16 protein-coding genes and 3 pseudogenes are annotated in these 26,108 nt (G+C 56.9%); 10 read left to right on the forward strand and 9 right to left on the reverse strand.

Features of this window, described 5'->3' with window-relative positions:
• Position 1 precedes the first annotated feature (1 nt).
• Together LJ360_RS10355 and LJ360_RS10360 are read right to left on the reverse strand one after the other, a co-directional pair.
• A complete protein-coding gene (locus tag LJ360_RS10355; protein WP_264993918.1) occupies positions 2-3,646 on the reverse strand; it encodes a P-loop NTPase fold protein in 3,645 nt (1,214 codons plus the stop codon).
• A 410-nt stretch (positions 3,647-4,056) separates the two neighbouring features.
• Positions 4,057-4,911 (reverse strand): annotated as a pseudogene (locus LJ360_RS10360) (IS1380-like element ISMaq3 family transposase); the annotation flags it as partial.
• Positions 4,912-4,986: 75 nt separating this feature from the next.
• Between LJ360_RS10360 and LJ360_RS10365 the strand changes: the two are divergent.
• Positions 4,987-6,554 (forward strand): IS3 family transposase gene (locus tag LJ360_RS10365; RefSeq protein ID WP_264996024.1). Its coding sequence is split into 2 segments (ribosomal slippage): positions 4,987-5,466 and positions 5,469-6,554, totalling 1,566 coding nucleotides; the frame shifts between segments, so codons are not numbered across the junction.
• Between the two features lie 35 nt (positions 6,555-6,589).
• Here LJ360_RS10365 and LJ360_RS10370 read toward each other — a convergent pair.
• Positions 6,590-7,042, reverse strand: a pseudogene (locus LJ360_RS10370) (transposase); the annotation flags it as partial.
• A gap of 311 nt (positions 7,043-7,353) precedes the next feature.
• Here LJ360_RS10370 and LJ360_RS10375 point away from each other — a divergent pair.
• Positions 7,354-7,908, forward strand: coding sequence for a DUF1214 domain-containing protein (locus tag LJ360_RS10375; RefSeq protein WP_264993919.1), 555 nt, complete (start codon positions 7,354-7,356; stop codon positions 7,906-7,908).
• Positions 7,909-8,059: 151 nt separating this feature from the next.
• Here LJ360_RS10375 and LJ360_RS10380 read toward each other — a convergent pair.
• Positions 8,060-9,774 (reverse strand): annotated as a pseudogene (locus LJ360_RS10380) (protein adenylyltransferase SelO).
• Between the two features lie 384 nt (positions 9,775-10,158).
• Here LJ360_RS10380 and LJ360_RS10390 point away from each other — a divergent pair.
• Both LJ360_RS10390 and LJ360_RS10395 read left to right on the forward strand, forming a co-directional pair.
• On the forward strand, positions 10,159-11,274 hold the full coding sequence (locus LJ360_RS10390) for an HlyD family secretion protein (protein ID WP_264993922.1): 1,116 nt from the start codon (positions 10,159-10,161) through the stop codon (positions 11,272-11,274).
• Positions 11,258-12,826: a DHA2 family efflux MFS transporter permease subunit gene (locus LJ360_RS10395; RefSeq protein ID WP_264993923.1), complete on the forward strand. Its 1,569-nt coding sequence runs from the start codon at positions 11,258-11,260 to the stop codon at positions 12,824-12,826. Before LJ360_RS10390 ends, LJ360_RS10395 begins: the two co-directional genes overlap by 17 nt.
• A 91-nt stretch (positions 12,827-12,917) precedes the next feature.
• On the opposite strand, the gene LJ360_RS10400 is transcribed toward LJ360_RS10395, so the two are convergent.
• Genes LJ360_RS10400 through egtB form a run of 3 tightly spaced genes read right to left on the reverse strand, consistent with a single transcriptional unit; the run spans position 12,918 to position 16,720 of the window.
• Positions 12,918-14,381: a malate:quinone oxidoreductase gene (locus tag LJ360_RS10400; RefSeq protein ID WP_264993924.1), complete on the reverse strand. Its 1,464-nt coding sequence runs from the start codon at positions 14,379-14,381 to the stop codon at positions 12,918-12,920.
• Between the two features lie 42 nt (positions 14,382-14,423).
• Positions 14,424-15,341: an L-histidine N(alpha)-methyltransferase gene (gene egtD, locus LJ360_RS10405; RefSeq protein ID WP_091853728.1), complete on the reverse strand. Its 918-nt coding sequence runs from the start codon at positions 15,339-15,341 to the stop codon at positions 14,424-14,426.
• 53 nt (positions 15,342-15,394) lie between these two features.
• Positions 15,395-16,720: an ergothioneine biosynthesis protein EgtB gene (gene egtB / locus LJ360_RS10410; protein ID WP_264993925.1), complete on the reverse strand. Its 1,326-nt coding sequence runs from the start codon at positions 16,718-16,720 to the stop codon at positions 15,395-15,397.
• A gap of 330 nt (positions 16,721-17,050) precedes the next feature.
• On the opposite strand from egtB, the gene LJ360_RS10415 reads away from it, so the two are divergent.
• On the forward strand, positions 17,051-18,019 hold the full coding sequence (locus LJ360_RS10415; RefSeq protein WP_091853647.1) for a beta-ketoacyl-ACP synthase III: 969 nt from the start codon (positions 17,051-17,053) through the stop codon (positions 18,017-18,019).
• Between the two features lie 36 nt (positions 18,020-18,055).
• On the opposite strand, the gene LJ360_RS10420 is transcribed toward LJ360_RS10415, so the two are convergent.
• Positions 18,056-18,286, reverse strand: coding sequence for a DUF2789 domain-containing protein (locus LJ360_RS10420; RefSeq protein WP_091853649.1), 231 nt, complete (start codon positions 18,284-18,286; stop codon positions 18,056-18,058).
• Between the two features lie 173 nt (positions 18,287-18,459).
• Here LJ360_RS10420 and LJ360_RS10425 point away from each other — a divergent pair, with 173 nt between their 5' ends.
• Positions 18,460-19,107 carry a FadR/GntR family transcriptional regulator gene (locus tag LJ360_RS10425; protein WP_264993926.1) on the forward strand — a complete coding sequence of 216 codons (648 nt, stop codon included), beginning with the start codon at positions 18,460-18,462 and terminating at the stop codon, positions 19,105-19,107.
• Positions 19,104-20,108: a bile acid:sodium symporter family protein gene (locus tag LJ360_RS10430; RefSeq protein ID WP_264993927.1), complete on the forward strand. Its 1,005-nt coding sequence runs from the start codon at positions 19,104-19,106 to the stop codon at positions 20,106-20,108. The genes LJ360_RS10425 and LJ360_RS10430 overlap by 4 nt, the downstream gene beginning before the upstream one ends.
• A 21-nt stretch (positions 20,109-20,129) precedes the next feature.
• On the opposite strand, the gene LJ360_RS10435 is transcribed toward LJ360_RS10430, so the two are convergent.
• Entirely contained in the window at positions 20,130-20,855 is a 726-nt protein-coding gene (locus LJ360_RS10435; RefSeq protein WP_264993928.1) for a J domain-containing protein, read from the reverse strand.
• A gap of 148 nt (positions 20,856-21,003) precedes the next feature.
• Here LJ360_RS10435 and LJ360_RS10440 point away from each other — a divergent pair, with 148 nt between their 5' ends.
• The 3 genes from LJ360_RS10440 (at position 21,004) to LJ360_RS10450 (ending at position 26,094) form a co-directional block, all read left to right on the forward strand.
• Entirely contained in the window at positions 21,004-23,109 is a 2,106-nt protein-coding gene (locus LJ360_RS10440) for a TonB-dependent receptor plug domain-containing protein (RefSeq protein ID WP_264993929.1), read from the forward strand.
• Positions 23,110-23,179: 70 nt separating this feature from the next.
• Positions 23,180-24,124, forward strand: coding sequence for an ABC transporter substrate-binding protein (locus LJ360_RS10445; protein ID WP_264993930.1), 945 nt, complete (start codon positions 23,180-23,182; stop codon positions 24,122-24,124).
• The gene (locus LJ360_RS10450) at positions 24,121-26,094 is read left to right on the forward strand and encodes an ATP-binding protein (protein ID WP_264993931.1); all 1,974 of its coding nucleotides are present in this window, start codon (positions 24,121-24,123) and stop codon (positions 26,092-26,094) included. Before LJ360_RS10445 ends, LJ360_RS10450 begins: the two co-directional genes overlap by 4 nt.
• The last annotated feature ends 14 nt before the right edge of the window (positions 26,095-26,108 follow it).

Consider the following 26,108-nt stretch of genomic DNA (forward strand, 5'->3'; position numbering starts at 1 on the left):
TCTAGTTAGCTTTGTGCCGTTTCGTCACCTTCAGCCTACCTCCGCGTGCTGATTTGATGTTTGAAACGACATAGCCATATTCCTTTAGCTTGTCGAGAAGTTCTCTATCCTCGTCTGTATCGGGAAACTTAGGCTGGTCCCGCCCAGGCGATGTCAAAGAAATATAGTTTTCACCAAGGTAGCGGAGTGTTCGCGCGAGTTGATCGTAAGGCATGGAGTTTAAGTTCGGGCGCAGCAACTGAAGGATGTTGCGCTCCGAGACCTGATTGGCCGCCATTTTTTCTACTAACTCAGGTGCGAGGACATAATCATTCTGAGCCGCATACCTTGCCAGCTCGGTTAGCCCCCGATAATCGCAGCTTTCTGCATACTCGCTAGCGGCACTAACGATTTCTTCTTTGACTGCAATAGAAACACGTTCACTTCGCAAAAGTTCGGCAACGTCCCCTCCCACCAAATCGGGGGTCATATATTCGTGGAACTTTCCCGACTGCTCGATAAATTGCTCGCGAGTGGGCCAATCGGTTTCGGAGAGGTAGATATAGTTCTTGGCGCAATCCGCGATTTCATTTTCCCGTAAAAGCAGTCCAAATAGCTCGCCGCTCTCTACTTCAATACTATCTACGCTAAGGTAGTTTTCGAGCTGTAGACTCACCACCAGCCTGACTCGGGAAGAAGCTGACAATAGGGAATTATCAGTCGCAAGTATTTTCAGTGCGAGCGCTTCCTTATGCTCTTCATCACCAGACTTGTGTTCGATAATTGCGTTCGAAGAGTCAAGCAACCGGGCCAGATATGCATCTACCTCCCCCATCACCTCAACGTACTCATCCACATTGGTGAAGGTGATGGGGAACCTCCCATGTTGGGCTAGGTGGGGCCAGGCTTCCTCAGATACATCCTTTATCTCATCAACAACACAGTCATTCGATGCCGCCGCAATTATTTTGTTGAGCTGGTTTGCGTCCGCTTCAATTACATCTTCGATTACAGAGGCAAAGTACGATGCAGTACCGACTGTGAATGATGTGCCTTCAATTGCTGACAGATAATCCGGAAGGTCTTGTAGAAGACGCCGGTAGACGACTTCACTCTTTTCTTTCGCACGATCTAACGTAAGCTCAGTATCGCTCTCTAAGGCAATTGCGAGGTTTTCTCGCGTAATGGCGTAACAGTCGTAGTTGACGAAGACCCGTTTAACTGGCGAGGTCAGAGGCTCAAGTGCTGATACCTGAATCTTAGATGCTGCATAGATACGGGCAATTCGTTCTGCATTGTCAGTGCTAATTGACTCAGACGTCAGCACTGGGAATTCTGTGTAGTGTTCGATGAGGTAGGCTCGTACGGGCTTATTGGTGTGGTACTCCAAGTTCTTTGGAATACTGCCTAAGGCACGGCTCACAAATTCAAGACGCTCTGAATCAGCCAGTTCAATGTTCTCGACCAAGTTTTTCAGAACATCGGGCGCGAACGCAGTAAAACGCTCAACGAAAGCAGCTCGTTCTGTCGCATTATTCAGGTATGCTTGTACAAAACGTTGTTGTCGCTCCCCAAACTGGACAAGGGAGCCAATCATGATGTCCGCAGTCTTTTTGTTCTTTTTAATCAATAAATGGTCCAAAATCGCCACGTTGTAGAGAGCCGGCTCCGCTAGCGATTGTGATCCACATTCGCGAATCACGGCGTCAACATCCGGACCATCGAGCTCAAAATGTTCGTCCATTAGATCGCGCTCTACGTGGAGCATTATGAAATTCTGAGCGGCCGCACTCACCCGATTTCCATGGTATGTGGCTGTATATAGCGTGAAATTTCGATTGATATAGCCGTTGCGGATCAATTCATACGCCAAGCCATGGTCAACAAAATTGCTTCGGACTATCTCGTCGAATGATTTAGGCTCTTCGTCATACTCAACGGTAAACTCTGGACGGGTTATTAAGTCCGACATATTGGCCCCTCGAAGAAATCTGAGGTCTTCTAGGTGACTGTCAATCTCGTCTTTGAGTTGTTCCTCCGCTTGTTCATTCCACCTATCTGGATTCAGGGAGTTATTCAACACCTCTTTTATATCTGAACGAGGAAAAACGAGCGAAATATTCGAAAATCTCCATACTAACGCTTGGTCATTTTGGATTTGGGTAAACTCTTGCCAAAACTGGCTGGTTCGAAGGTAGCCCTCTCCTACCGGCTTTCCGTTGAAAAGTATTTCTCCGGCAGTTGAATTGTGCCTTGCTGAGCGAACAGTACGCTCGATGTGCCTCAAGAGTTTATCCCCAAGGGACTCACTTTCGGTCGTAATGTACTCTACAGTTTCCAGTTTGTTGCGGGCCTGGCGAATCTCTCTTTGGATCCGATTGATATTGAGAGAAACGAGATTGCGCTCTGCTTGGTATATCTCATCTATGTCACTTTTGCCGAGGCTGATGGCCTCGAAGTCTGCGAGATGCGTGCATTTGTATAGCATCATCGCGAACAGTTCGGTTTTGCGTAATGCCAAGTCTGCGCCTGAGCCGGAGAAGATCCGATCGCGAAACACAATAAACTCATTACGCACATTCTTGATTAACCGCATATCGGGTATGTAACGAGCAGCAAGATCGGTTAATGCGGCACCGACTTCCGAGTCCAGGTCCTTAACAATTCCCCAGGCTAGGTTCTTGGCGCTTCGGTGTGTAATAAACGGCACGACCGGTATAACCAGGTCGAAAAATTTCGTTCGGTTGGCCCGCACCGCTTCAGCCTGCGCCGGATCTTCACCTGCCTCTACATCGGGTTTTTCATCCTTTTTGAACTTACTCTGATCAAAAATGCTGTCCTTAATCGCATAGATGAATCGAATCGGGTTATCGTCGGGACGTTGTGTGTTTAACAGTGTATTTAGGGCCAGTAATGTCTCGAAAATCCGGGCATTATTGAACCGGTCGATATCCTCAAAAATTACGATGTTGCGTTTTGAAACTTCAAAAAAATAAACGATTTCGTCGAGATATTGGTCAAAATACGAAACAGAGTGATCGTCCAGCGTAACGGTGGCTGCCCCTGCCGAAAGTTGGCGGATCTGGATTCGCCCATAGAGAGCGCACCGAACGAGACTTGTAACCACAATACCGACCGCGAGAATAATACCGTGGGACCACCGGCCAAGGTCCGTATTTGGTAAGAGTGCTGCGTCAATCTGGCTAGTCCATCCGGTCAACAGACCAACGACTGCTATGGCTGATCCAGCCAGACCGGCCAGGACTAGCTCCCGAAAAAGGCTAAAGCGTTCGATCCTTCTGAACCGCGAGCCTGGCGTCTTACTCGGTTTTTCACGATAAAGAAGTTGTTTGACTATTTCCTGCTGAATCCGATTCGTGGTGGTTTTCGCTTGCTTGGGTACCGCATCGTCAAGCCCTTCGTCGGCCAAAGGCGCCAACGTGGAGAGGGAGAGCTCAACGACATTGCTCTTCTGTGACCTGGCTAGCTCCTGAAGGATGCTGCTTTTGCCAACGCCGTATCGACCGGATAGTGCAATATTTCGGATTTGGGGGGCTTTGAGGGCTTGCTGAAGTGCCTTTAGATAACCTCCATGTTCCTTTTCGATGAATTCCGGTGTTAGTGGGAGAAGCCCCCAGGTTTTGTCAGCACCCGAGTGACTCGACATGCACCCGCACCACCATCTTATAGCCCTAAAATTCATCAAAAATCATCCCATCTTCTTCGACTGGTTGGCGACAGAAAAACCGCTGATAAAGTACCTGATTTTATGTTACAAGTCATTGATCTGGCGCCCCCCCGGTACAGTAGACGTCTGATAGCGTTACGCCAAATCTACAGGCATTAAGGAACGGCTCGGCAAGATTTATGGCACCTGTCGGATGACTCTGATACCACCCAGAATAGACGCCTTAGCCCGGATTTCTCATAGTGCTCCAACAACCTTCGCAGACCAAGCCTGGTAGTGCCAGATCCGAGTGGTCATGGTCGAAGTTGGCGATTATTTAGCCAGTTTCCGGCATTCAGGCACAACTCCCCCTTTCCCCCATTGGTATCGGGCCGGGGGAGCCCGATTATCTACTGGGGCACCAAGCGCTGAACCAGTGCTGAGAGATCGTTCTTGTGTGGATAGCTATCACTCATCAACACCCGTATTCGGCGGGTGTTGCGGATGATGACTGCGCCAACCTTGATCAGCTTCAAGCGCAAGGTGCCGGCACTCATACGTTCGAAGGGCGTGTTTTTCAGATGCACCCGCAAACGCTCGAACAGGGTGTAGGCGAAGCCGGATAAGATCAGCCGCCACTGGTTGGTCCACCAGTGTGTGCTGGAGGTGCGACCGGCAAACAGATCCAGTTGTTGATCCTTGATCCGGTTCTCCATATCACCCCGTGCGCAATACTGTTCGTAGTAGAGCTTGAATCCGTCATCGTAGCGGGAGCTGATAACGAACCGGGGGTTCGGGCCTTGAGGGCCATATTCCAGGCGCGCAACCACCCAGCGTGGCTTATGCCAGCTTCGGGCTTTGTAGCGGAAGCGGAAGGTGCTGGCGAGCTTATGGCCATGAGCCTCGTAGTAGGTCCGGACTTTGTCCATGGCTGGGGCGGCAAGCGCCTCCAGCCGCTGGTTGCGGGCCATGCCTACGATGTAATCCACCTGGTTGCGATCGCACCAGGCCAGCAGTCGGGGCTTGCTGAAGTGGGAGTCGCCCCGGAACACGATCCGGGTCTGTGGCCAATACTCGCGAATAAATCGCACCAGCAGCGCCAGAATGGCCCAGCTGTGCCGGGCATCACCTCGATTGCTGGTGCGCAGATAGCTCACCAGCAAGTGCCTACCGCAGAAGACGTAAAGCGGGAAGTAGCAGTGATGGTCGTAATACCGGTTAAAGAACTTACCCGGCTGGTCGCCGTGCACCGGAATATCGGTGCCCCCCTGTGTCAGCCTAGTTGTCCAGTAGGCAGTTTTGCCTGAAACCACATCACAGGGGGCGGTATGGATGCACACATGCCACGCTATTCCGATGAACGTAAAGCGGCAGTTCTCAACAAGCTCTTGCCACCCCATAACCGGACCGTTGTCTCTGTCTCCGCAGAGGAAGGCATCTCCGATGTGACCCTGTATAGTTGGTTGAAACAGTGTCGACAACAAGGAATGCCTGTGCCGGGTAATCGTAACAATGGAGACGAGTGGTCTCCTGAAGCCAAGCTGGCTGCTGTGATTGAAACAGCGCCCATGTCTGAAGCCGAGCTCGGCGCGTATTGTCGCGAGAAGGGCTTGTACCCCGAGCAAATCCAGCGCTGGAAGGCGGGTTGCCTCCAGGGCGCAGGCATGCAGGTGGAAAGCGATAAGACCGCTCATAAGCAGCAGCGTGAGGCACGCAAAACTATCAAGAAGCTCCAGGCAGAAGTGCGTCGCAAAGACCGTGTACTGGCGGAAACGACCTCCTTGCTGGTGTTATCAAAAAAGCTCGAAGCCTTGTACGGCGAAACCCCGGACAACGAGGACAACTGACCTCGCTGGCTGAGCGTACAAGGCTGTTGCAGTACTTTGATGAGGCTGTGGCTGGCGGCGCCCCTAGGCACAAGGCAGCCGAGCTCATGGGTCTGAGCGAGCGCACGGTAAAGCGCTGGCGACAAGCCGACGGGATGGTTACCCCGGATCGCCGGCCACTGGTCAAGCAGGCTGAACAGCCACATCAGCTGACGATTGCCGAGGAGGTTGCCATTCTGGCCACCTGTAATCAGACTGAATACCGCAGCCTGCCGCCTTCGCAGATTGTTCCTCAGCTGGCCGATAAGGGTGTCTACCTGGCGTCTGAATCATCGTTTTACCGGGTGTTGAAAAAGCATCAGCAGCAGAACCACAGAGGGCATATGAAGCCAAGGCGCAAGGTGCCGGAGCCCACCAGCTTTACCGCCACTGGCCCCAATCAGGTGTGGAGCTGGGACATCAGTTACTGCCCGTCGGCGGTTCGTGGTCAGCACTGGTACCTGTACCTGGTGCTGGACATTTACAGCCGCAAGATCGTGGCTTGGGAAATACATGATGCTGAGTCCGGAATGCTGGCAAAACAGCTCATCGAGCGCGCGCTGTTGCGCGAAGGTTGCTGGAACAAGCCACCGGTTCTGCACTCGGACAATGGGGCGCCTATGACGTCGCACACGTTACGTGCACGGCTGGCTGAACTGGGCATGCCGATGTCACACAGCAGGCCTCGTGTCAGCAATGACAACCCGTACTCAGAGTCGCTGTTCCGGACACTGAAATACTGCCCGGCCTGGCCATCAAAGGGGTTTGCCTCGTTGGTTGAGGGGCGCGACTGGATGCTGGCGTTCGAAAATGCGTACAACAACCATCACCTGCATAGCGGCATCAACTTCGTCACCCCGAGTGCGCGTCATACCGGAAAGGATCTGGAGCAATTGCAGCATCGTAAGCGGGTGTATGAGGCAGCCAAACGTCGGAATCCTCGGCGCTGGTCCAAGGCAACCCGAAACTGGAAGCCTGTGGGTGCTGTGTCACTCAACCCCGGCAAATTGCAGGAAATCGAGCTGAATAAATCGGCTGCTTAAACGCAGTAAAATGGACAACTGGGTTGAAAATTACCGGTGCCGTCAAAATCCAGCACGATTTCCTTGGGCGGCTTCTCATGCTGCTCGATAAAGTGGTGCCAGAGCAACTCATGCGCTTTGACAATGGTTTGCCGATCCATCGCCTGCTCCATTCGACAAAGCGTGGACTTGCCGGCCAGAGTCGAGGCATTCCCCGTGGCGGTTTGTAGTGCCTGATCAAAGCGAAGCGCTTCATGATCATTCAGATCTTCGTAGCCGCTGGCCACGCCGTAGACGCGCTGCCGGATCATGGTGTTGAGCCCATGACGAATCATGCGGGCATCCCGCTGGTCGGTCAGCGTCTCGGCCAGTCGCTGGGTTAGCCGGTGTTGTTTATCGACTTCGCGCAGTAACAACACACCGGCATCCGAGGTGATATGGCCTCCGGAGAAATCGGCTTCAATCTGGCGGCGGGAGAGTGGCGAGAAGGTCAGTTTTTGAGGTACCATTTTGGATAGCGGCTTTTAGTGTGGGTTTTTGTGTAGGAACTTGAATTCTAACACTTTAAGCCGCTTCTTCCTTCCTCATGCTACCTTCTTCATGAGAAATCCGGGTTAGCGTAAATGATTTGGACGACAAATTTAGTACTTTGTGTGGAAAACCGATCCATCATACTATCCTAGAATCTACTTGAAGTTGTTTTAGTACTTTGCGTGGAATTTGGCAGGTAACACTCTGATATGTAGTAACGTAGATTTAGTACTTAATGTGGTCGTCTAGCTTACCGAATGACCCCGATGACGTCCTCCAGGCGAACGCTTTGCAGGATCAAATAACGGTGCAACAGGCGGACGCGGGCGCGTTGGAAGTCCCGGAATGGGATGAAGAGTCACTGAGTACAGTACGCGACGCGCTTAATGTCCTGTCTGCTACCGTCAGCGACACGTCTGCCATGTTTGGGGAAAAAGACAAACTCAATCCGATCTACCATCTTCTTGGAACGGCGTTTGGCTTCGGGGGCAACCCGAAGGAGGACGCAATGTACATCAACGTCTACCCCGAGCAAAACGATGGCTCGGTGAACCACAGACTGTATGTCAAAGACGTCCCTGTTGATGGATTTTTTTCAATTACTGTCTACAACAACGACGGCTTCATGGAAGCGAACGACCTCGGGATCAATTCGATCAACAACTTAACGGCGACACCTGATCCAAACGGAGGGGTAACAGTATTCTTTGGTGGTTGCGACGACGGTCGGGTGAACTGCATACCCATTACCGATGGGTGGAATTACCTAGTGCGCCTCTATCAACCGCGTCAGGCCCTCCTCGACGGCAGTTGGTCATTTCCTGATCCGACACCTGTGAAATAGATCTGAAATATAAGGCGGTCAATGCACTACATAACAAAGCACTTAATTCCCACGTAAATTGATTAATGGTGGATCCCCATGGCCGTGCACACCCTCCACCTGGGCTGTGGCGCTTTGTTATCTTGCGCTGCTGCCCGGGTGCCGGTGATGGTCACGACGAGCAGCTATAGTGTGACGCCCCCCCAACGTCAAAGAGCTCCAGCGGCTTCAGCCTGTAGTACTTCTTCTCTACGTCCACAGATTGCTCGGCGTATGGCTGCGTCATCACGTCCTGGAGTTCTCGCAGCAAAGCGTAGTTTCCCGCTGCCGCTTGCTGATAAGCAGGCACCACGAACCACTCCCTCAAGCTGTACTTCGGGTTGACGAGCTTCATCTGACTGGAAAGCTCCTCACGCGTGCCAGGTCGCGTGAGTGAATGCCAATGTGTGAGCCACGCTGACCAGCGCTTGTCCAGCCCTTCGGGGTCGGCAGCGTAGGTCCGGCCCTTGTAGAAACTCTTCTTGAGTGCCTCGATGTCCTCTGGCAAGTATGAGAGTTCCCGGAAGAACAGGGTGTAATCAACAGGTGTTTGCATCATCAGCGTTGCCAGCTCGCGAAGCAAATCCGCATCGAAAGCGTCGAGTCCGAGTTTGGCGGCCCACATTTTTTCCATTTGCGCCTGCATCACTTTCGGGAAATCACTTTGAATGTCCTCTAGTTGTCGAAGACAGTCCGAATGACCTGCCACCAGTGGCCGCATCGCCGAACAAAACAAGTAGAAATTGCGTTCGGCCGCCGCTGGCTGGTTGAGAAACGCGAAGTGATGCCCGCCACCCGTCCACGGTTGGTAATGCGGATCAAATACATCACAAAATCCGAATGGTCCATAATCCAGCGTGAAACCGCCTGCCGCACAGTTGTCGCTGTTGAAGTTGCCCTGGCAGTAGCCAACACGGATCCAGTTAGCAACAAGCGACGTTAGTCGGCTGCGGAACTCGTCTGCAAGCAATACCACTTTTTTTGCGGTGGCCAGTGACTGGTCGATAACGTCGCTGTACTCACGATCGATCAGGTGCAAGACGATCTTCTCGAGCTCCTCCATCGCCTGTGGGTGTTCCTGCTTGCGGGCGCGACGACTAAAGAGCTCAAGCTGCCCCACCCGAATGAACGATGGCGCGACCCGCGTAGAGATTGCAACTGGCTCGGAGATAAGCACGTCAGGATCGATTGAACGTGAGCCCTCCGAATACCATGGGCGCCTGACTTTCTCGGTTTTCGACACGTACAGACTCAGAGACCTTGACGTGGGCACGCCGAGCGCATGCATGTGCTCCTGAGCCAGGAACTCCCGCACACTAGACCGTAAAACGGCCCGGCCGTCCGCGCTCGGCAGTAGGGCGTGCGCCCTGCCCCTTTCAGCTGCATTTCCCAGCGCTGGCCGTTGATGACGGCCTCAAGCACTGAAATCGCGCGACCGTCGCCGTAGCCGTTGCCGGTATGGAACGGGCATTGCTGATAGAACTCAGTGCCGTATATGGAAAGTGCGTAGCCACAGGCCCACCCGACGTTGCGCAGAGGCTCCGGAACCCGGGATAAGTCGCCGGAGAACATGCGAACAAAGTCATCTGACTGGGCTATGCTGTCGGCGAAACCCAGTTCGTGAAACAGGGCTTTCCCGTGCGCGACGTACTCGGGGTCTTCGATTGGTGTGGGTCTGACCGGAACATAGTGGCCGGAAAAGACCTGTCGTGGCGCGTGGTCAACTCCGTCTGCTTTCGCCTCGGGATCGCAGTTGAGCGTATCCATGAACGAATAGTCTGCCAACGCTGAGAGATCGTCGAGGGTGGCGACCGTTATGGGCGTATCCTGGTGACGTCGCTTATTCATAGGGGCTCCGCTTGCGTTGGTTGGATTATGGCCAACAGCACGAATTTAGCACTTTGCGGCATGTTATTCAGTGCTGTTCCGAAAGCCCGAGTGTGGGGCGCCCCGAAGCCGGTGTTTAAGTCGCCGGGGCGGATCAGGACTATAGAGATACCGCTGGACCTGATTTGGCCCCGCAGTGCTTGCGAATTGTGTGGAATTTGGCGGTAAGTTACTGATAGATCCTCACAGAGGTTTAGTCCTTGCCGTGGTCGTCTACTGACATCTGAATCGCTTCAATAAAATCGTTGATTTTCAGCTCGGTTAATGGAAGCCTATCCATTAGCCTGCGTTTTATCCCTCTGCAGTGACTGCCTCAATAACAAAATTATAAGGTCAGTGATGTTTATGGCCACACTCGCCAACCCCTTGCCGGGGCGTGCGGGCGGCAAGATCGTCCGACTCGTAATTGTGCTTCTGCTGGTGGCTGCCACCCTGTTCTGGGCCGGTCGCTGGGTGCATTATCGCCTCACCCATGTACATGTCACCGACGCCCGCATCAAGACGGACATGGTCTCGGTCGCTGCCCGTCTGGCGGGGCGTGTTCTCGAGATGCCGGTTACCGAAGGGGATAGCCTCACCCAGGGCCAGTTGTTACTGGGACTGGACAGTGCCCAGGCAGAGCAGGACTTGCGGGTGATCGAAGCCAGCCAGGTGGCGCTGCAGGTCGAGCGTGGCCGGCTGGAAGCGGAACTGGCGCTGGCCGAAGCAGTGGATGCAAGCCGCATCATGATCGCCCGCCGGGCCCTGCAGGCTGCGAACGTGGAGTGGGAGAAGCGCCAGCTGGATCTGGACAAGGCCCGTGCCGATCTGGCCCGGCTTAAGGGCATGGCGAGCAATAACATGGTGTCTGCCCAGCAGCTGGCGGATACCCAATACCTGGTCGACAGCGCCGAAACGGAGCTACGCGCAGCAAGCGCCGGCCAGAGCTCTGCCGAAGCCGCCCTCGCGGAAGCTGAGGCCCAGGCCCTTAACCAGCAGGTTTTAAGGCAGGAGCTGGCGTCCCTCGATGCACGTCTGAGTGAAGTAGCGGCCCGTCGCCAGCGGCTGGCACTGGATGTGGCGGATCACCGCGTGAGCAGTCCCCTGACCGGCGTGGTGGCCCGGACCTTTGTAGAGCCGGGCGAATATGTGCAGGCCGGCCAGAACCTGATGATGGTGTACAACCCGGACACGCTCTGGATCGAGACCAACGTCAAGGAAACCACCTTTGCCCGGGTGCGGACAGGCCAGGCCGTACGCATCCGGGTGGACGCCTTCTCCGGTGAGCGTTTCAGTGGCCGGGTCGAGCGCGTTGGCGCCGCAGCGACCAGCGAGTTCGCCCTGTTGCCGAGCCCCAACCCCAGCGGAAATTTCACCAAGACCACGCAAAGGATTCCGGTGAGAATCCACTTTGACGAGCCGGATCCGCGCCTGCGCCCCGGCATGATGGTCGAGGTGGGTATCCATGTCGCAGACGACTGAGGACCTGTTTCACCGTTACGGTACCGCCTATAAATGGCTGGGCACCGCCACGGTGATGCTAGGCACTCTCTCCATGACCCTGGCCACCACCATTGTCAACGTGGCCATTCCCGACATCATGGGCTATTTCGGCATCGCCCAGACGGAAGCACAGTGGCTATCCACCGGCTTTCTGGCCGCCATGGCGGCGTTCATGCTGGTCAGCGCATGGGCTCTGCAGGCGTTCGGCATGAAGGCGGCCTACATTGGTTGCCTGGTGGTGTTCATGCTGGCCTCAGTGCTGGGTGGCGTCGCCCCGAACGAGGACCTGGTGATTCTGTCCCGGGTCTTGCAGGGCGCCATGGCCGGAGTTATCCAGCCCCTGGCCATGACCATCATTTTCCAGGTATTCCCGGAGAAACAGCGGGGGCTGGGCATGGGGATCTACGGCCTGGGGGTAATCCTCGGCCCTGCCCTTGGTCCTGCTGTCGGTGGGGTACTGGTGGACTGGATCAGCTGGCGGGCAGTGTTCTTCATGCCTTTGCCCACCTGTCTGATGGCCATCGGTTTTGCCCTGTACTTTGCGCCGGACAAAGCCGAGGGCAGCCCGTCATCCCGTTTCGACTGGATCGGTTTCGGGTTTCTGTGCCTGTTTCTGGTCAGCCTGCTGTGGACCCTGTCCAATGGCCAGCGGGAAGACTGGCGGTCCCTGCTCATCGTGGGCACCGGCCTGTTTGCGCTGCTAATGGCAGTGGCGTTCATCGCCTGGGAGCTGGTGACCCCCAAACCCCTGCTGAACCTGCGGATCTTCGCCATTCCCGGGTTTGCCGCCGGTTGCGCCATCAGCTTTTGCTACGGGGCCGGCCTGTTCGGCTCCACCTACCTCATTCCGCTGTTTGTGCAGCAGATCCAGGGCTTTACCGCCACGGCGGCCGGCCTGTTGCTGATGCCGGCGGGACTGGCCATGGCGTTAATCTTCCCGGTGGCCGGTTATATGGCAGACCGTTACCCGGCGCCGGCGGTGATTACCCTGGGCACCGTGATGCTGGCGGGGTCCAGTTACATGATGGGCTTGATGGATGTGTATACCCTGCCGTGGCTGATCGTGCTCTGGGTAACCATCGGCCGCCTGGGGCTGGGCTTCGGCATGCCTGCCATCGGCACCGGCTCCCTGCGGGCACTGGATTACAGCCTGGTCAGCCAGGGCTCTGGTGCTGCTAACTTCTCCCGTCAGATCGGTGGTGCTATCGGCGTCAACCTGCTGTCGGTCACGCTCGACTGGCGCACCATGCAGCACGCCCGGGTGATCACCGATACCCAGACCGCCGCCAATGCGCTTACCGGGGAGCTACTGGCCCGGTTCCAGAGCATGGCCCCGGCTGCCGGGCTGACGCCGGATCAGCTGGGGCCAGCATCCCTTGGCTTTCTGCGCCAGGCCATCTATTTTCAGGCCTCGGTCAGGGGCTTTCAGGACAGCTTTCTGATCCTGACGGGGGTCTTTGTACTGACCCTGATCCCGGTCTGGGTTATGTGGCGGTACACAAGGGTGAGCAAGGCGGAACCGCAGGCTTGAAAAGGCTTAGTGGCGTGGTCGAAGCATCCCCAACGGTCTCGGAATGGTTAACGTAGTTCTCAGGTAATTTGCCAGGCGCAACCGTACGGCTTCAGTCACGTGGTGGCTGGGTTATTCCCAGACGTTTGTTGACGGTGTCCCGAATCTCCCGGTAGCGATCAGGATTGTTGGCCAGGTTCGCGAGATTATCCTCGGGGAAGATTTCCTTTTTCTTTTTCTCGGCCGTTTCATTGGAGAAAATGTCAGGCAGCATTTCCTCCAGGCAGCGCAGCATGACCTCGGGAGAAACCGATGCCCCGGGTGATGCCCCGAGGATCGTTCCGTAGGTCTTGTCGCTTGATACGAGTATTTCGGTGCCCATCTGCAAATCACCGTCCCTGATAATCTGCACCCGCTGGCCCGCTTCAACCGGCTTCCAGTTAAACTTTTTGCTCATGCCAGGGGCAAAGCTGTCCAGCTCCTCGAACATACTTTTTTCACCCTTGAAGGTCTCGGAGACCAGGTACTTGACCAGGGGGAAATGCTCCATGGCGACATTCAGCAGGCCCGGAACGTCGTGGAGTCGCATCGAGCGGAGGTAATCCATAAATCCACGGCCCTTCTCCAGGACCGGTTTGAACGATGCAAAGGGACCAAAAAGCAGGTAGTACTGACCATCCGCCACCCGTAAATCCAGGTGCGGCACCGACATGGGAGGTGCGCCGACCTTCGCTTTGCCATAGGTCTTGGCACGGTACTGGTCGGCCTGTTCCGGGCTGATAGGCGCCTGCAGGAAGCGCCCGCCCACAGGGAAGCCGGTGAACCGTTTCGCGAATGGCAAGTGGCTCTTTTTCAGGATCGGGAATGCGCCCCCGCCGGCACCTACAAACAGAACATCCGCCTTGTACTGCGTGGCAACGTCCCGGCTTTGTGTTTCCACAAGCCAGCTTCCCGAGGGGCTGCGGTGTACACGCTTGACATGGGTACCGTACTGGATCTTCACACCCAGGTTGTTCACCGCATGCTCGGCCATCTGCTCTGTCAGTGCGCCGAAGTTTACGTCTGTACCTGTATCGACGATGGTCGCCGCCATTTTCTCCTGGCGTGGCCGTTCGTCCATGGTGTATGGAATCCAGCTCTTTATCTCATCGAAATCTTCCGAGTACCGCATATGCTCGAAAAAGTGATGAGCGGCCATTTCCTTGAATCTCAGGCGCAGTTCTTCAATGGCTGACTCGGAGACAATGGTGCAGTGCCTGGTCTGATTGATGAAGGATCCAGGGTCCTTGATGGCGCCCTTCTCTACCAGGTAAGCCCAGAACTGTTTGGCCACATTGAACTGGGCATGGATCTTCAGGGCTTTTTCGACCGAGATAACCTCTTCATCGACCGGGGTATAATTCAGCTCACAATTCGCTTCATGACCTGTACCGGCGTTGTTGAATACCCAGGAGTTGCCCGCACCGGCACGGTCCAGTCTCTCCAGTATGGTGACATCCAGCTCTGGCGCCAGCTCTTTTGCCAGCGTGGCAAAGGTGGTCCCCATAATGCCCGCGCCGATGATGATCAAGTTCATATAGCCAGCTCTACCGTGTCGGTTATTTGATATCAGAGATTACTAGCTTGCCGGAGCGGCTACCAGGTAATGCACACTGAACAAACCTTTATCGTCCACCCAAACCCGTCGTCCCGTATAACCGGCGCGGGCTGCGAGTTGCTGGAAGCCTGGCACGGAGTACTTGTAGGAGTTCTCGGTGTGAATGGATTCGCCCTCGCGGAAACGGATGGTTTCGTGGTTGAACTTGAGTACCTGGGCTACCCGGCTTACCAGGTGCATCTCGATCCGTGATTGCCGTGGATCAAAAAACGCGTGGTGCCGGAACCGTTTGCGGTCAATCTCCAGTCCCAGCTCCCGCCGCAGCCGGTCCAGCAGGTTCAGGTTGAATTCTGCGGTCACCCCTGCGCGGTCGTTATAAGCTGCCTCCAGGATAGTCTGGTCCTTCACCAGGTCGACACCGATCAACAGGCCGCTGCCCGGTGGCAGAAGTCGGTGCAGTCCCCTTAAAAAGCGCTCAGCTTCCTGCGGTGTGAAATTACCAATACTGGATCCCGGGAAAAAGCCCACCAGCCGACTCGGCTCAATGGACTCTGGCAGGTCCACCGGCTGTGTGAAGTCTGCGCAGGCGGCGTGCACTTCCAGCCAGGGATAGTCTGCCGCCAACCGCCGTGTACTATTGATCAGAAAATCCCGGGAAATGTCGATTCCCAGATAGCGGTCCACCGACAGGCATTCCAGCAATAACCGCACTTTGCGGCTGGCGCCGCTGCCAAACTCCACCAGGGTTGCGCCGGGGCCTGCCAGGTTGGCAATTTCCGGTACCACCCTGGCCAGGATCGCCTCCTCCGTCCGGGTCGGATAATATTCCGGTAGTTCACATATTTTCTCGAAAAGCTCTGAACCCTTATGATCATAAAGGAATTTTGGTGAGCAATACTTTGGCTGGAAAGTAAGCCCCGAAAGCACTTCCTGCGCCATGGTGGGTGCATGGTGTTCCGGTAGCTGATTGTGGAACTGAACGGTTGCGGTACTCACTGGCGTGCCTCCCTGGCGAGTCTGAATCCTGAAAAAGCCCAGCGGGCTGAAGGTGGAAAGAAATTCCGGTAGGTAGGACGAATATGGCTGGCCGGAGTCGCGCAACATCCGCCCCGCAACACCATCTGCCCGGACATGAACTTGCCGTTGTATTCCCCAAGGCTGCCGGACAGGGCCCGGAAGCCCGGATACGGCCGGTAGGCACTTCCCGTCCACTCCCACACGTCTCCGAGCAGTTGCCCGGGGCGTCGTTTGTCGAAGTCGTGGCGAACCCGTGTGCCGACGGGCTGCAGGTAACCGCTGTCCAGGAAGTTTCCGTGCCGGTTGGGCGTGTGGGTCGCCGCATGTTCCCATTCAGCCTCGGTCGGCAGCCGCTCCCCGGCCCAACGGGCAAAGGCATCGGCTTCATAGAAGCTGACATGGCAGACTGGCGCGTCGGGATCAATCGGACACCAGCCCCGCAGGGTATAGTGCCACCACTGTTTTCCCTCCTGGCGCCAGTAAAGGGGTGCTTCCCAGCCCTCTTGCCTTGCGAGATTCCATCCGTCTGACAGCCAAAGGGCCGGATCCCGGTAACCGCCCTGCTCTATAAAATGCACAAACTCCTGGTTTGTCACCGGCCGAGTGGCGAGTTCAAATGGTTCAAGGTACTGCCTGTGGGCCGGCTGTTCGTTATCGAAGGAAAACTCCTCACCGTCAGGCTCGACGCCAACCGACACCACACCCCCTTCGTACGGGTACCAGCCCATCGCCACAGGGTGCCGGGGCGGCGGAGTCTGCAAACGGTTGGTATAGGCCGGGCGCAGCGGGTTTTGCGCAAGGATGTGCTTGATGTCCATAACCAGCAGCTCCTGGTGCTGCTGCTCATGGTGGATGCCCAGGCAGGCGCGCTCCGCAATCGTTCGGCTGTGTTCGGCTGGCGGATTGCTCAGCAAAAGTCCCATGGCCTCGTCGACGTAATGCCGGTAGCGATAGATCTCGGCCACCGTGGGCCGCGACAGAATCCCCCGCCGAGGCCTGGGGAACGGGTCGCCGTGGGTTTCATAGTAGGAATTGAAAAGATGGTCGTAAGCGTCGTTCAGGGGCACATACCCCCTCAGGTAGGGCTTGAGCAGGAATGTCTCGAAAAACCAGGTAACGTGTGCCAGGTGCCACTTGGGTGGGCTTACATCGTCCATGCTCTGGATGACATAGTCTTCGGTTTCCAGGGGGCTGCACAGTTGTTCCGTCACAGCCCGGACGTCCCTGAAAGGTTGAAGCCAGTCTTCTGGCGCGTTTGGTTCCTCGACCGGAACCGGGTATAACGGTTCTGCTTGTGCCATGGCATCGCTCTCGTTGGGGGGGTTACTGTTGAGCGTTTCTTCGGGAATTACCCCGTAGCCATTGCCTGGCTAACCGCCGGAGCCCTGTTCATGCCCTTGAACCAGCCAGCGGAAGTGACCGGTTATGTGGGTCTTAATCAGTAAAGGACGCTGGTCAAGGGTTGGTCAAGTTGCCTCTCGTCCATGTTTCGGGTTGCTGCTTGCGACCGGAAAACGGGTTTCGGGGCATCTTTGACAAATCGCTAATAACCCCGAGCGCTTGATACAGTGTAGGATGCATTCATAAACTTCGACTTTGACATCATTTTGCAATCCCGGGAAACGTCACGCATGCCATACGCTCGAATTACCGGCACAGGGTCCTACCTGCCGGACAATGTCCTGACCAACAAAGACATGGAAAAAATGGTGGATACCACCGACCAGTGGATCAGGGAGCGTACCGGCATATCACAGCGCCATGTGGCTGAACCGGGGCAGACCACGGTTGACCTGGCCGAAGTCGCTGCCCGTCGGGCTGCAGAAGCCGCCGGTATCGAGCTGCAGGACATCGACCTGATCGTGTTTGCAACCTCTACCCCTGACAAGATTTTCCCCAGTTGTGCCTGCATTCTGCAGGCCCGGCTGGGTATTCAGGGGTGCCCGGCCTTTGATATCCAGGCTGTGTGCAGCGGGTTTGTCTACGCCCTGTCGGTGGCTGACAAATTCGTTCGCACCGGCAGCAGCCGCAAGGCGTTGGTGGTTGGCGCCGAGGTGTTTTCCCGCATTGTTAACTGGGAAGATCGCGGCACGTGCGTGCTTTTTGGTGACGGGGCCGGGGCGGTCATACTCGAAGCGGACGAGGAGACCGGTATTCTCTCAACCCATATCCACGCTGACGGCCAGTATGAAGAACTGCTGCACGTTCCCTGCGGGATTGCCTCGAACTACGATCAGGTAAAGGCAGGCCAGGCCTTTATTGAAATGAAGGGCAACGAAGTGTTCAAGGTTGCCGTAAACACGCTCGGCAAGATTGTTGACGAGACCCTGGCCGCCAACCAGATGCAAAAATCCGATATTGACTGGCTGGTGCCGCACCAGGCCAACCTCCGGATCATCGCGGCCACCGCGAAGAAGCTGAATATGTCGATGGACCAGGTCGTCGTCACGGTGGATCAGCACGGCAATACCTCGGCGGCATCTATTCCGCTGGCGCTGGACGTCGCTGTCCGTGATGGTCGTATCAAGCGTAATGAAGTGGTTCTGCTGGAAGCCTTCGGTGGTGGCTTTACCTGGGGATCAGCCCTGCTGCGGTACTGATCCCCCGACTCCACTCTTACACCTGGATAACCGGCGCTAACGTAGCCGGTTGTTCAGCGTATCGACCAGTTCAGCCCAGTCTGCATCCTCCTCCCACTCTTCCTTCAGGAAGTGGCGCTGGCTTTCATTCCAAAAAGACGCATCGGGCAGCCGCGTGCCTTCAGGCAGCGGCCGATGCTCTGCAATGAATGCTTCGATGGCGTCGCTGTCACTGGGCAATCCCAGTTGCTCGAACAGTTCTGACAGTGTGTGCACCGGTTTTTCCATGGGAACCTCGTCGCTATGAAAAAGAATGTGGCCTGTACCGAGGCAGTATAGACCGATTTTTCAGCTTGTTACCCGTGACCTTGTATTAATCAACCAATCATAGGATGATTGGTTATCTGATCAAAGGATAGGTTGTTTATGAAAATCTCAGCCCCATTCGTCGCGGATCCCTGGTGGAAACAGCCATCGACAGCCTGCGCCAGGCGATACAGCAGGGCGAGTGGCAAATTGGCCAGCGCCTGCCAGTAGAGGCTGAGCTGGCAGAATCCCTCGGTGTCAGTCGCAATACCATACGTGAAGCGGTGCGGGTTCTGGCCCATGTGGGCATGCTGGAAACCCGGCAGGGAGACGGCACCTACGTCCGTTCAACCCGAGATCCTGGCGAGTCACTGCGACGAATTGGCCGCTCCCGTCTCCGTGATCAGCTGGAAGTGCGAATCATGCTCGAAGCCGAGGCTGCGGGTCTGGCTGCCAGGCGCCGGACCGCCAGCGACATCGAACGGATGACAGAGGCATTGGACCAGCGGGCCCGGGCCGGCGATAACCTGGAACAGCGAATCGCCCACGATGAGGCGTTTCACCACACCCTGGTGGAAGCTGCCCACAACCCTGCCCTGCTGGAGCTGTACCGGTATTTTGCCCAGTCGGTAGCGGAAACCATTCAACGGACTGAGCAGGAAGCCGACCTGCCGGAACCTTCCCAGGAAGATCATGAGCTGCTGCTCGCCGCTATCCGGCAACAGAATCCTGACAAGGCCGCCGTCCTGGCCCGTGCGCTTCTCAAGCCCAGCCTTGCTGCCCTGGAGGAGCCGCAATCATGAAATTCCGCCTGGATACCTTCACGATGCTGCTGTTGGGTGCCATCGTACTGGCCACCTTCCTGCCGGTCAGGGGGAGCGCTGCTGAGACGCTGTCCGTAGCGGGTACCATCGCGGTTGCCCTGCTGTTTTTCCTTCACGGGGCTGCCCTGTCACGGCAGCAGATCATTGATGGTGCCACCCACTGGCGGCTGCACATCGTAATCACCGCCCTCACCTTTGTGTTCTTTCCCCTGGTGGTGCTTCCCATCAACGGCCTGAGCGGGATCGCCCCCCAATGGATGCCCGAAGATCTGGGGCTGGGTTTTCTCTATCTCGGGGTCCTGCCCTCGGCGGTATCGTCGTCCATCGCCTACACGGCCATGGCGCGGGGCAACGTACCCGCAGCCATATGCAGTGCAGCGGCGTCGAATGTGTTCGGCATGATGCTAACGCCGTTTTTGCTGATCCTGCTGGTCAGTACGTCGGGGGGTGGCAGCTTCTCGGTACTGGAAGCGTTGCGGGATATCGTTATTCAGTTGCTGCTGCCGTTTGCTGTCGGCCATGCCATGCGGCCCTGGCTGGGGGGATTCCTGGCGCGGCACGAAAACCTGGCGTCCCGCTACGACCAGTGTGTGATCTGGCTGATTGTGTACTCAGCCTTTTCCCACTCCGTGGTCAGCGGGCTCTGGGAAAACCTGCCGGTAACGGCCATCGGACTGACCATCGTGCTGTGCTTTGCCTTGCTGGCTTTCTTTATGTTGGTCGCGCACTTGCTCGTGCGGCGGTTCGGATTCAGCCTGGAGGATGAGGCAGCGGTGGTATTCTGCGGATCGAAGAAAAGCCTGGCTTCCGGGCTGCCCATGGCGAAGGTGCTGTTCTCCGGTCATCCGGGCTTCGGCATGATCGTGCTGCCCATCATGTGCTACAACCAGATCCAGGTGATTGTCGGCGCGATGCTGGCGCAGCGGTACCGGCGGCTTATTGACGCTGCCGGTGAACAAAGAGGGACTGCAACGCCCTGAGCCATTGGCGGAAGGGGCTCTTCAGCCCCCTCCCCCGGTCAAGGCCCCGAACAGGCTGGTCAGGATGATGATACCGACGATCCAGCCAATTACTGCGGGCCAGAAATTGGTCATCTGGGGACGCTCGGGCTGTGGATTGTCGCCCTCTTCGGATGATGGATAGCTGATTCCCTGGTAGCGCCCCGCGTCATCAAGGTTGGCATCGCCTTCCAGCTCCTGCCGGTCCAGGGCATCGGTCATGCCGTACCAGCCGAACCAGTCCTCCAGGAAGCGGGCCACTGGCGCGGGCAGGCGTGACTCTTCGGCCAGTGGTCGCAAGCTGGACTCAAGCTCTTCACCAATGGCAGCCCGCACATGCTCCTGGTCCGCTGGTGGTTCGGTCAGGATTGCTCGCCAGATAGCCACATCCTGTAGCCGGACATGGTCATTCAACATGGCGTTCACCTGTATCACGACCTCTCGTACCACCTGCTGTTCACTGGAGGACAGGGGAGCACTGTGCGCTTCGGACTGCCAGCGCGAGGCATTGGCACCGGAGGGTTGGGACTCGCTGGCCGGGGCTGAAACCACCTCTGGCGCTGCAGCAGAAGGCACGTCATGACCAACCTCCGCCATGGCGTCGCGGAAAGCCGCCTCAAGGCGCCGGGCTTCCTCTCCCTCCGCAAACTTGCTTTGCTGCTCGAAGGCGTTGCGAATCCGCGCCGTGTCTCGGGTTGGCTCGATCCCCAGTGTTTCCCAACAGTTCATCTAATAAGGTGCTCCAGGTTGCAGGCGGCTGACTTTCCGATATGATGCCAATTCCTGAGCTAATCTTAAAATAATATTCATCTGGCTCATTCCCGGTAAGGCCACGGACAGAATGATCTACATACTCGGCAAAGCAGTACCTCCAGTAATGCCCGCTAGTATGAGCCTGGCACTGGTGGCAACCCTGTTGACCAGTCCGGCGGCCGGTGCGGATGGCACAGAGGTCCCCCCATGGCTTGCACTCGGTGAGTCAGGGACCGCAGAGGACATTTACAGCGCGGTTCCCGAGGTGTTGACCACCACCCGCCTGCGCCAGCCCAAGGCCCGGGTACCAGGTACGACAACGGTTATCTCCGGCGAAACCATCCGTGATCTCGGTATGGTCGCACTGGCTGACGTTTTCCGACTGGTTCCCGGCATGACGGTCGCTGCCGTGGGGACAAACCAGCCGACTGTCAGTTACCACGGCACCGTAGCCTATGAGCAGCGGCGCCTGCAGGTACTAATCGATGGCCGTACCGGTTACCTGCCAAGCCTGGCGGACGTGGACTGGAATGCGATGCCGGTTCCCATTGAACTGATTGACCGGATTGAAGTCAGCCGTGGGCCGAACTCGGCAGCCTATGGCAACAACGCCTTTCTGGCCTCCATCAATATCATAACCCTGTCACCGGAAAACACGGCCGGCACCGGCCTGCACGCCCAGGGCGGCGGGCCAGGCATCCGCAATTACACAGCCTATCATGGCCATGCCCGGGATAAATACAGCTGGCGGGTGGCATGGCACCGGCGGGAGTCGGACGGTTATGATTTCCAATACGACAGCGACGATGCATTTCGCAAGGTGCCCATCCGGGATGGCTTCGAGTTCAATCAGTTCTATTATGATGGTGTTCTACAGCCATCACCCTACCACTCTTTCGAATTCCGGGCCGGGGTGACAGACGGAATCGATGAGGATGATCCCCTCAAGATGGGGGGTGCCGATCTTGGCATCCAGGGCGAGCCGGACGATGAGGTGCGGGATCATTACCTGCAAGCCAGGTACGGCTACTCAGGGCTGGACAAGCACCTGATCGAATTCCAGACCAGTTACCAGAGGTACAATCGCGACAAGGACTGGACCAGCTGTATCCAGCTGGATGGCGTCCCCTTGCCCCTGTGTACGAGTCTCAATGAGGACCTCCAGCAACAACGCCTGGAGTTTGAGTTGCAGGACACCTGGGAGTTGAATCCGGACCTGCGACTGGTGAGTGGCCTGGGGTACCGGGAGGATGGCTACGAGTCCGAAACCTTCTTCGGTGGCAGCGGCGAGATCTATCAGTCCCGCCTGTTTGCCAACCTCGAATACACCCCTGTGTACTGGCTCACGTTTAATGCCGGAGCGAACTACGAGCACACTTCCCTGCTGGACGACAACTTCCTGTCACCCCGCCTGGCCGCAAACCTTCACCTGACCGAGAACCAGACACTCCGTTTTGTTTATTCCCGGGCCGTTCGCACACCCGACGCACTGGAACAGCGCGCCAACTGGGCCTATACACCGGAAAACGTCTCACCATCTGTTTACCAGGACCTGGAAGGTCAGAGAATTGATGCCGAATACGACGCATCCAGCCCCGTGGACTTTTCCGGATACTATGCCGAGGCAACCGGCGACCTGGACGAGGAGAGGATCACCAGCCGGGAAATCAGCTACTATGGCCAGTTCCGGCTGGGACATGGCGTTCTTTCCACTGAAGTGCGTTACTTCTATGACGAGCTTCGCGACCTGGTTGCCGGGATCATCAATGTGGAAGACTTTGACCTGGGTAACCGTGTTGCCATTGACCAGCAAGGCATCGAGCTGGAAACCGCCCTTGACCTGGGTGATACAAGGCTCCGCCTGGCCTACGGTTACATGGACCAGGAAGGCCGTTACACGGCCAACGATGGCTTGTCGGTTGAAGAACAGCAGGAAACCCTGGCCCGAGAAGCCCGACTCTCCGTTCGCCATACAGGCAGTGTGTCCTGGATACAGCGCTACCCGGAGGACTGGAGTTCAGCGCTTGCCTGGTACGTCGCCGACGAGTTCCGCAGCGGGCCTTATCAGAGGGCGGACCTGCGGGTTGCAAAATCAGTCCACGGACCCCGAGTGAGCTACGATATAGCGGTGATCGTCCAGCATTACCTCAATGACAACCCGTTGTTAAGCCGCGACAACAATTACACGGACCGAAACCAGTTTTTCCTTGAGGCAGGCGTCAGGTTCTGACGCACCCGGTCGCCGGAAACTGACAACCACCAGGATGGGTATGGGCAGCTGTTTTTCCCCTAAAGCCAGAATGAACATAACCAATCACGTGCGGGCCCCTCGCCTGCGCCTGCTTGCTTCACTTGTCATCCTGGTTGCCATGGCGGCGCTTGCCCAACCGCTCAGCGCCGATGTGGTCTATCTTCAGGGATCCGCCAACCCAACGTTTAACCTCCGATTCACCGAACTCCTGGAAGCAGAGCTGGGGCCTGACACTGAGGTTCGGGCCTTCGCTTCCCTGCGCACCTTCGATGGCCCAGCCGGACCGGTCATCACCCTGGGCCAGGAGGCGTTGGCCCGGGTACTTGAAACCGGGACCCAGCGCCAGATCCTCGCCCTGCTGGTCAGCCCGGAGACGATCGCAGGGGCGGCTGAGAACGCCGGGGGCCGAATGTCCACGGTCTACTATGATCCACCGCTGCTACGACAGGCCCTGATTGGCCGGGTCATCCTGCCCCAGGCCAGCCGAATGGCCCTGCTGGCCCGCCCTGAACAGATCGGGGACTACGAATCGCTGACCGAAGAGCTTGCCGACTATGGCATTGAGGCCCGGGTTTTTGTGGTAACCGGAGACGAGGCCCTGATTCCGACCCTTTCGCGCGCGTTAAGTTACGGTGATTTCCTGCTGGCAACGCCGGACAATGTGATCTACAACCCCCGCACGATCAAGCACATCCTGCTGACGACCTACCGGCGTAACCGGCTTGTCATCGGTCCCAGCCATGCTTTTGTGAAGGCCGGGGTGCTGGCTTCCTCCTATGTGCCCCTGCCTGACTACGCCGCAGAGGCAGCGCGTTTTATTCGAGAATGGCAACGTACCGGTGTGCTCCCTGAGCCGACTTACCCGGAGACCTTCAGCATCGAAATTAACCATCAGGTCGCCCGCTCACTGAATCTCCCGCTCCCGGACCGGGATGAAATCAGGGCTGAGGTCAGGCGCCTGCTCCACCAGTCTGACGGGGAGGCAAGGCCATGAGGCATAGCAACCCCAAACGGAGCCTGGCAAATCAGCTGCTGCTGCTTGGCGCACTCCCTGCCGTACTTATGTTCGTGGGCCTGATGCTGTTTTTTACCAATGCCCGCCTGTCCGATGCCCGACAGGATCTGTTTGACTCAACCCAGACGCTGGCGGACAACCTGGCCCCGGCCATGGAATATGCGGTGGTATCCGGTAACCGAAAGGTGCTTGATGACATTCTCCAGCAAGCCAGCAATCAAACCGACCTGGCCTGGATAAGGGTTACCGATGTGGTCGGAAACCAGGTGGCGTTCGCCGGCAGTGGCGGTATCAGCCAGTGGCCGGGTGAGAAGGTGCAGGACCAGAACATTCACCGGTTCACTTCAGACATCCTGCAGCTGCCCGTTGCCCTGGGCGGAGAAACCGACGACTGGTTCGAACCGGACTACCGGATCTCCGGTGGCGCCCTGAAGGTCGGAACGGTCGAGGTCGCCGTCAGTGAGCAACGGCTGACTGAGCGCCGTACCGATATCCTGCTGACGTCTGGTGTTGTGGGTGTTTCCCTGTTGGTGTTTGCCCTGATGCTGGTTAACCGACTGACCGCCACACTTCTGGATCCCATGCAGACGCTTGCCGAGCGGGTACTGGCAATGACCCGGAGGGATTACCGGGAAGCTGACCCGGTTGGTACCCGGGTAGCGGAAATCGCCCAGCTTGAGGACAACCTCAACCAGCTTGCCCGTAACCTCCGTCAGCTCCAGGAATCCCGGGACCAGACGCTGGCCCTGTCTGAAAGTGCACGCGAGAAGGCCGAACAGGCCAACCACGCCAAGACAGAATTCCTTGCGGTGATGAGTCATGAGCTGCGCACGCCCCTCAATGGCATGCTTGCCATGGTTGACCTGGTATCCGAAGAGCCTCTCACTGATCGTCAGGGAGATTACCTGGACACAGCCCGGCGCTCTACTGAAGACCTGCTGACGCTGATCAACGATATTCTGGATGTCTCCCGCCTTGACCAGGGCACCCTTTTGCTTGAAAACCGGCCTTTCAATCCTGTGGTACTCGCGGAGAACTGCATGGCCAGTTTCCGGCATGCCAGCGAAGCCAGGGGCCTGGCCCTGGAACTGCAGTTCACCGGAAACTGGCCGGATCAGCCAGAAGTCGCGGGGGATGCGGTCAGATACCGCCAGGTCCTGGCCAGTCTGCTGGATAATGCTATCAAGTTCTCGGACCATGGCACCGTCAAGGTGACACTGGACTGGCACCAGGAGGCCGGGGATTGCGTATTCATCACCTGCGAGGTCCGGGATAATGGTCACGGTATTCCGCCAGAACAGCTGGAGCAGGTGTTCAACAGTTTTGAGCGACTCGACTCGTCGCTGTCTCGCGGTTCAGAAGGCACCGGCATCGGACTCACACTGGTCCAGAAACTGGTGGAACTGATGGGCGGTCACATTGATCTTTCCAGTGATGCGGACCAGGGTTCGAGCTTCCGTTTCGAGGTGCCTTTCGAGTTGACCGACTCTAACCTTGCACCGGCGGGGGCGTCGGACTTGCCGCGTCCGGATAACCAACAGGACCTGTCACCCCAAGAACGAAAGCAGCCGCCCCGGGCGCTCATCGTGGAGGATAACCCGGTCAACCAGCGCGTGGCCCGCAACCTTCTCGATCGGCTCGGATTCGAGACCGAAGTGGTAGCCAACGGACGCGAAGCCATTCGCTCCGTTACGGGCAGCAATACCCCGTTCACCGTAATCCTGATGGATTGTCACATGCCGGTGATGGATGGTTTCACAGCCGCCCAGGCCATTCGCGACTGGGAGCACAGGGAGGTGCACCGCGAAACGCCTATCATCGCCCTGACTGCGGATGTACTCCCAGGGACCGAAAGAACCTGTCTTGAGGCGGGAATGAATGATTACCTGGCAAAGCCGGTACGCAAGCACCAGCTCAGGAATGTACTGAGTCGCTGGGTGCCCTTGTAGGGCACCCGAGATCA

Origin of the sequence: Marinobacter sp. AN1 (assembly GCF_026013985.1) — a bacterium.
Taxonomy (GTDB): Bacteria; Pseudomonadota; Gammaproteobacteria; order Pseudomonadales; family Oleiphilaceae; genus Marinobacter; species Marinobacter segnicrescens.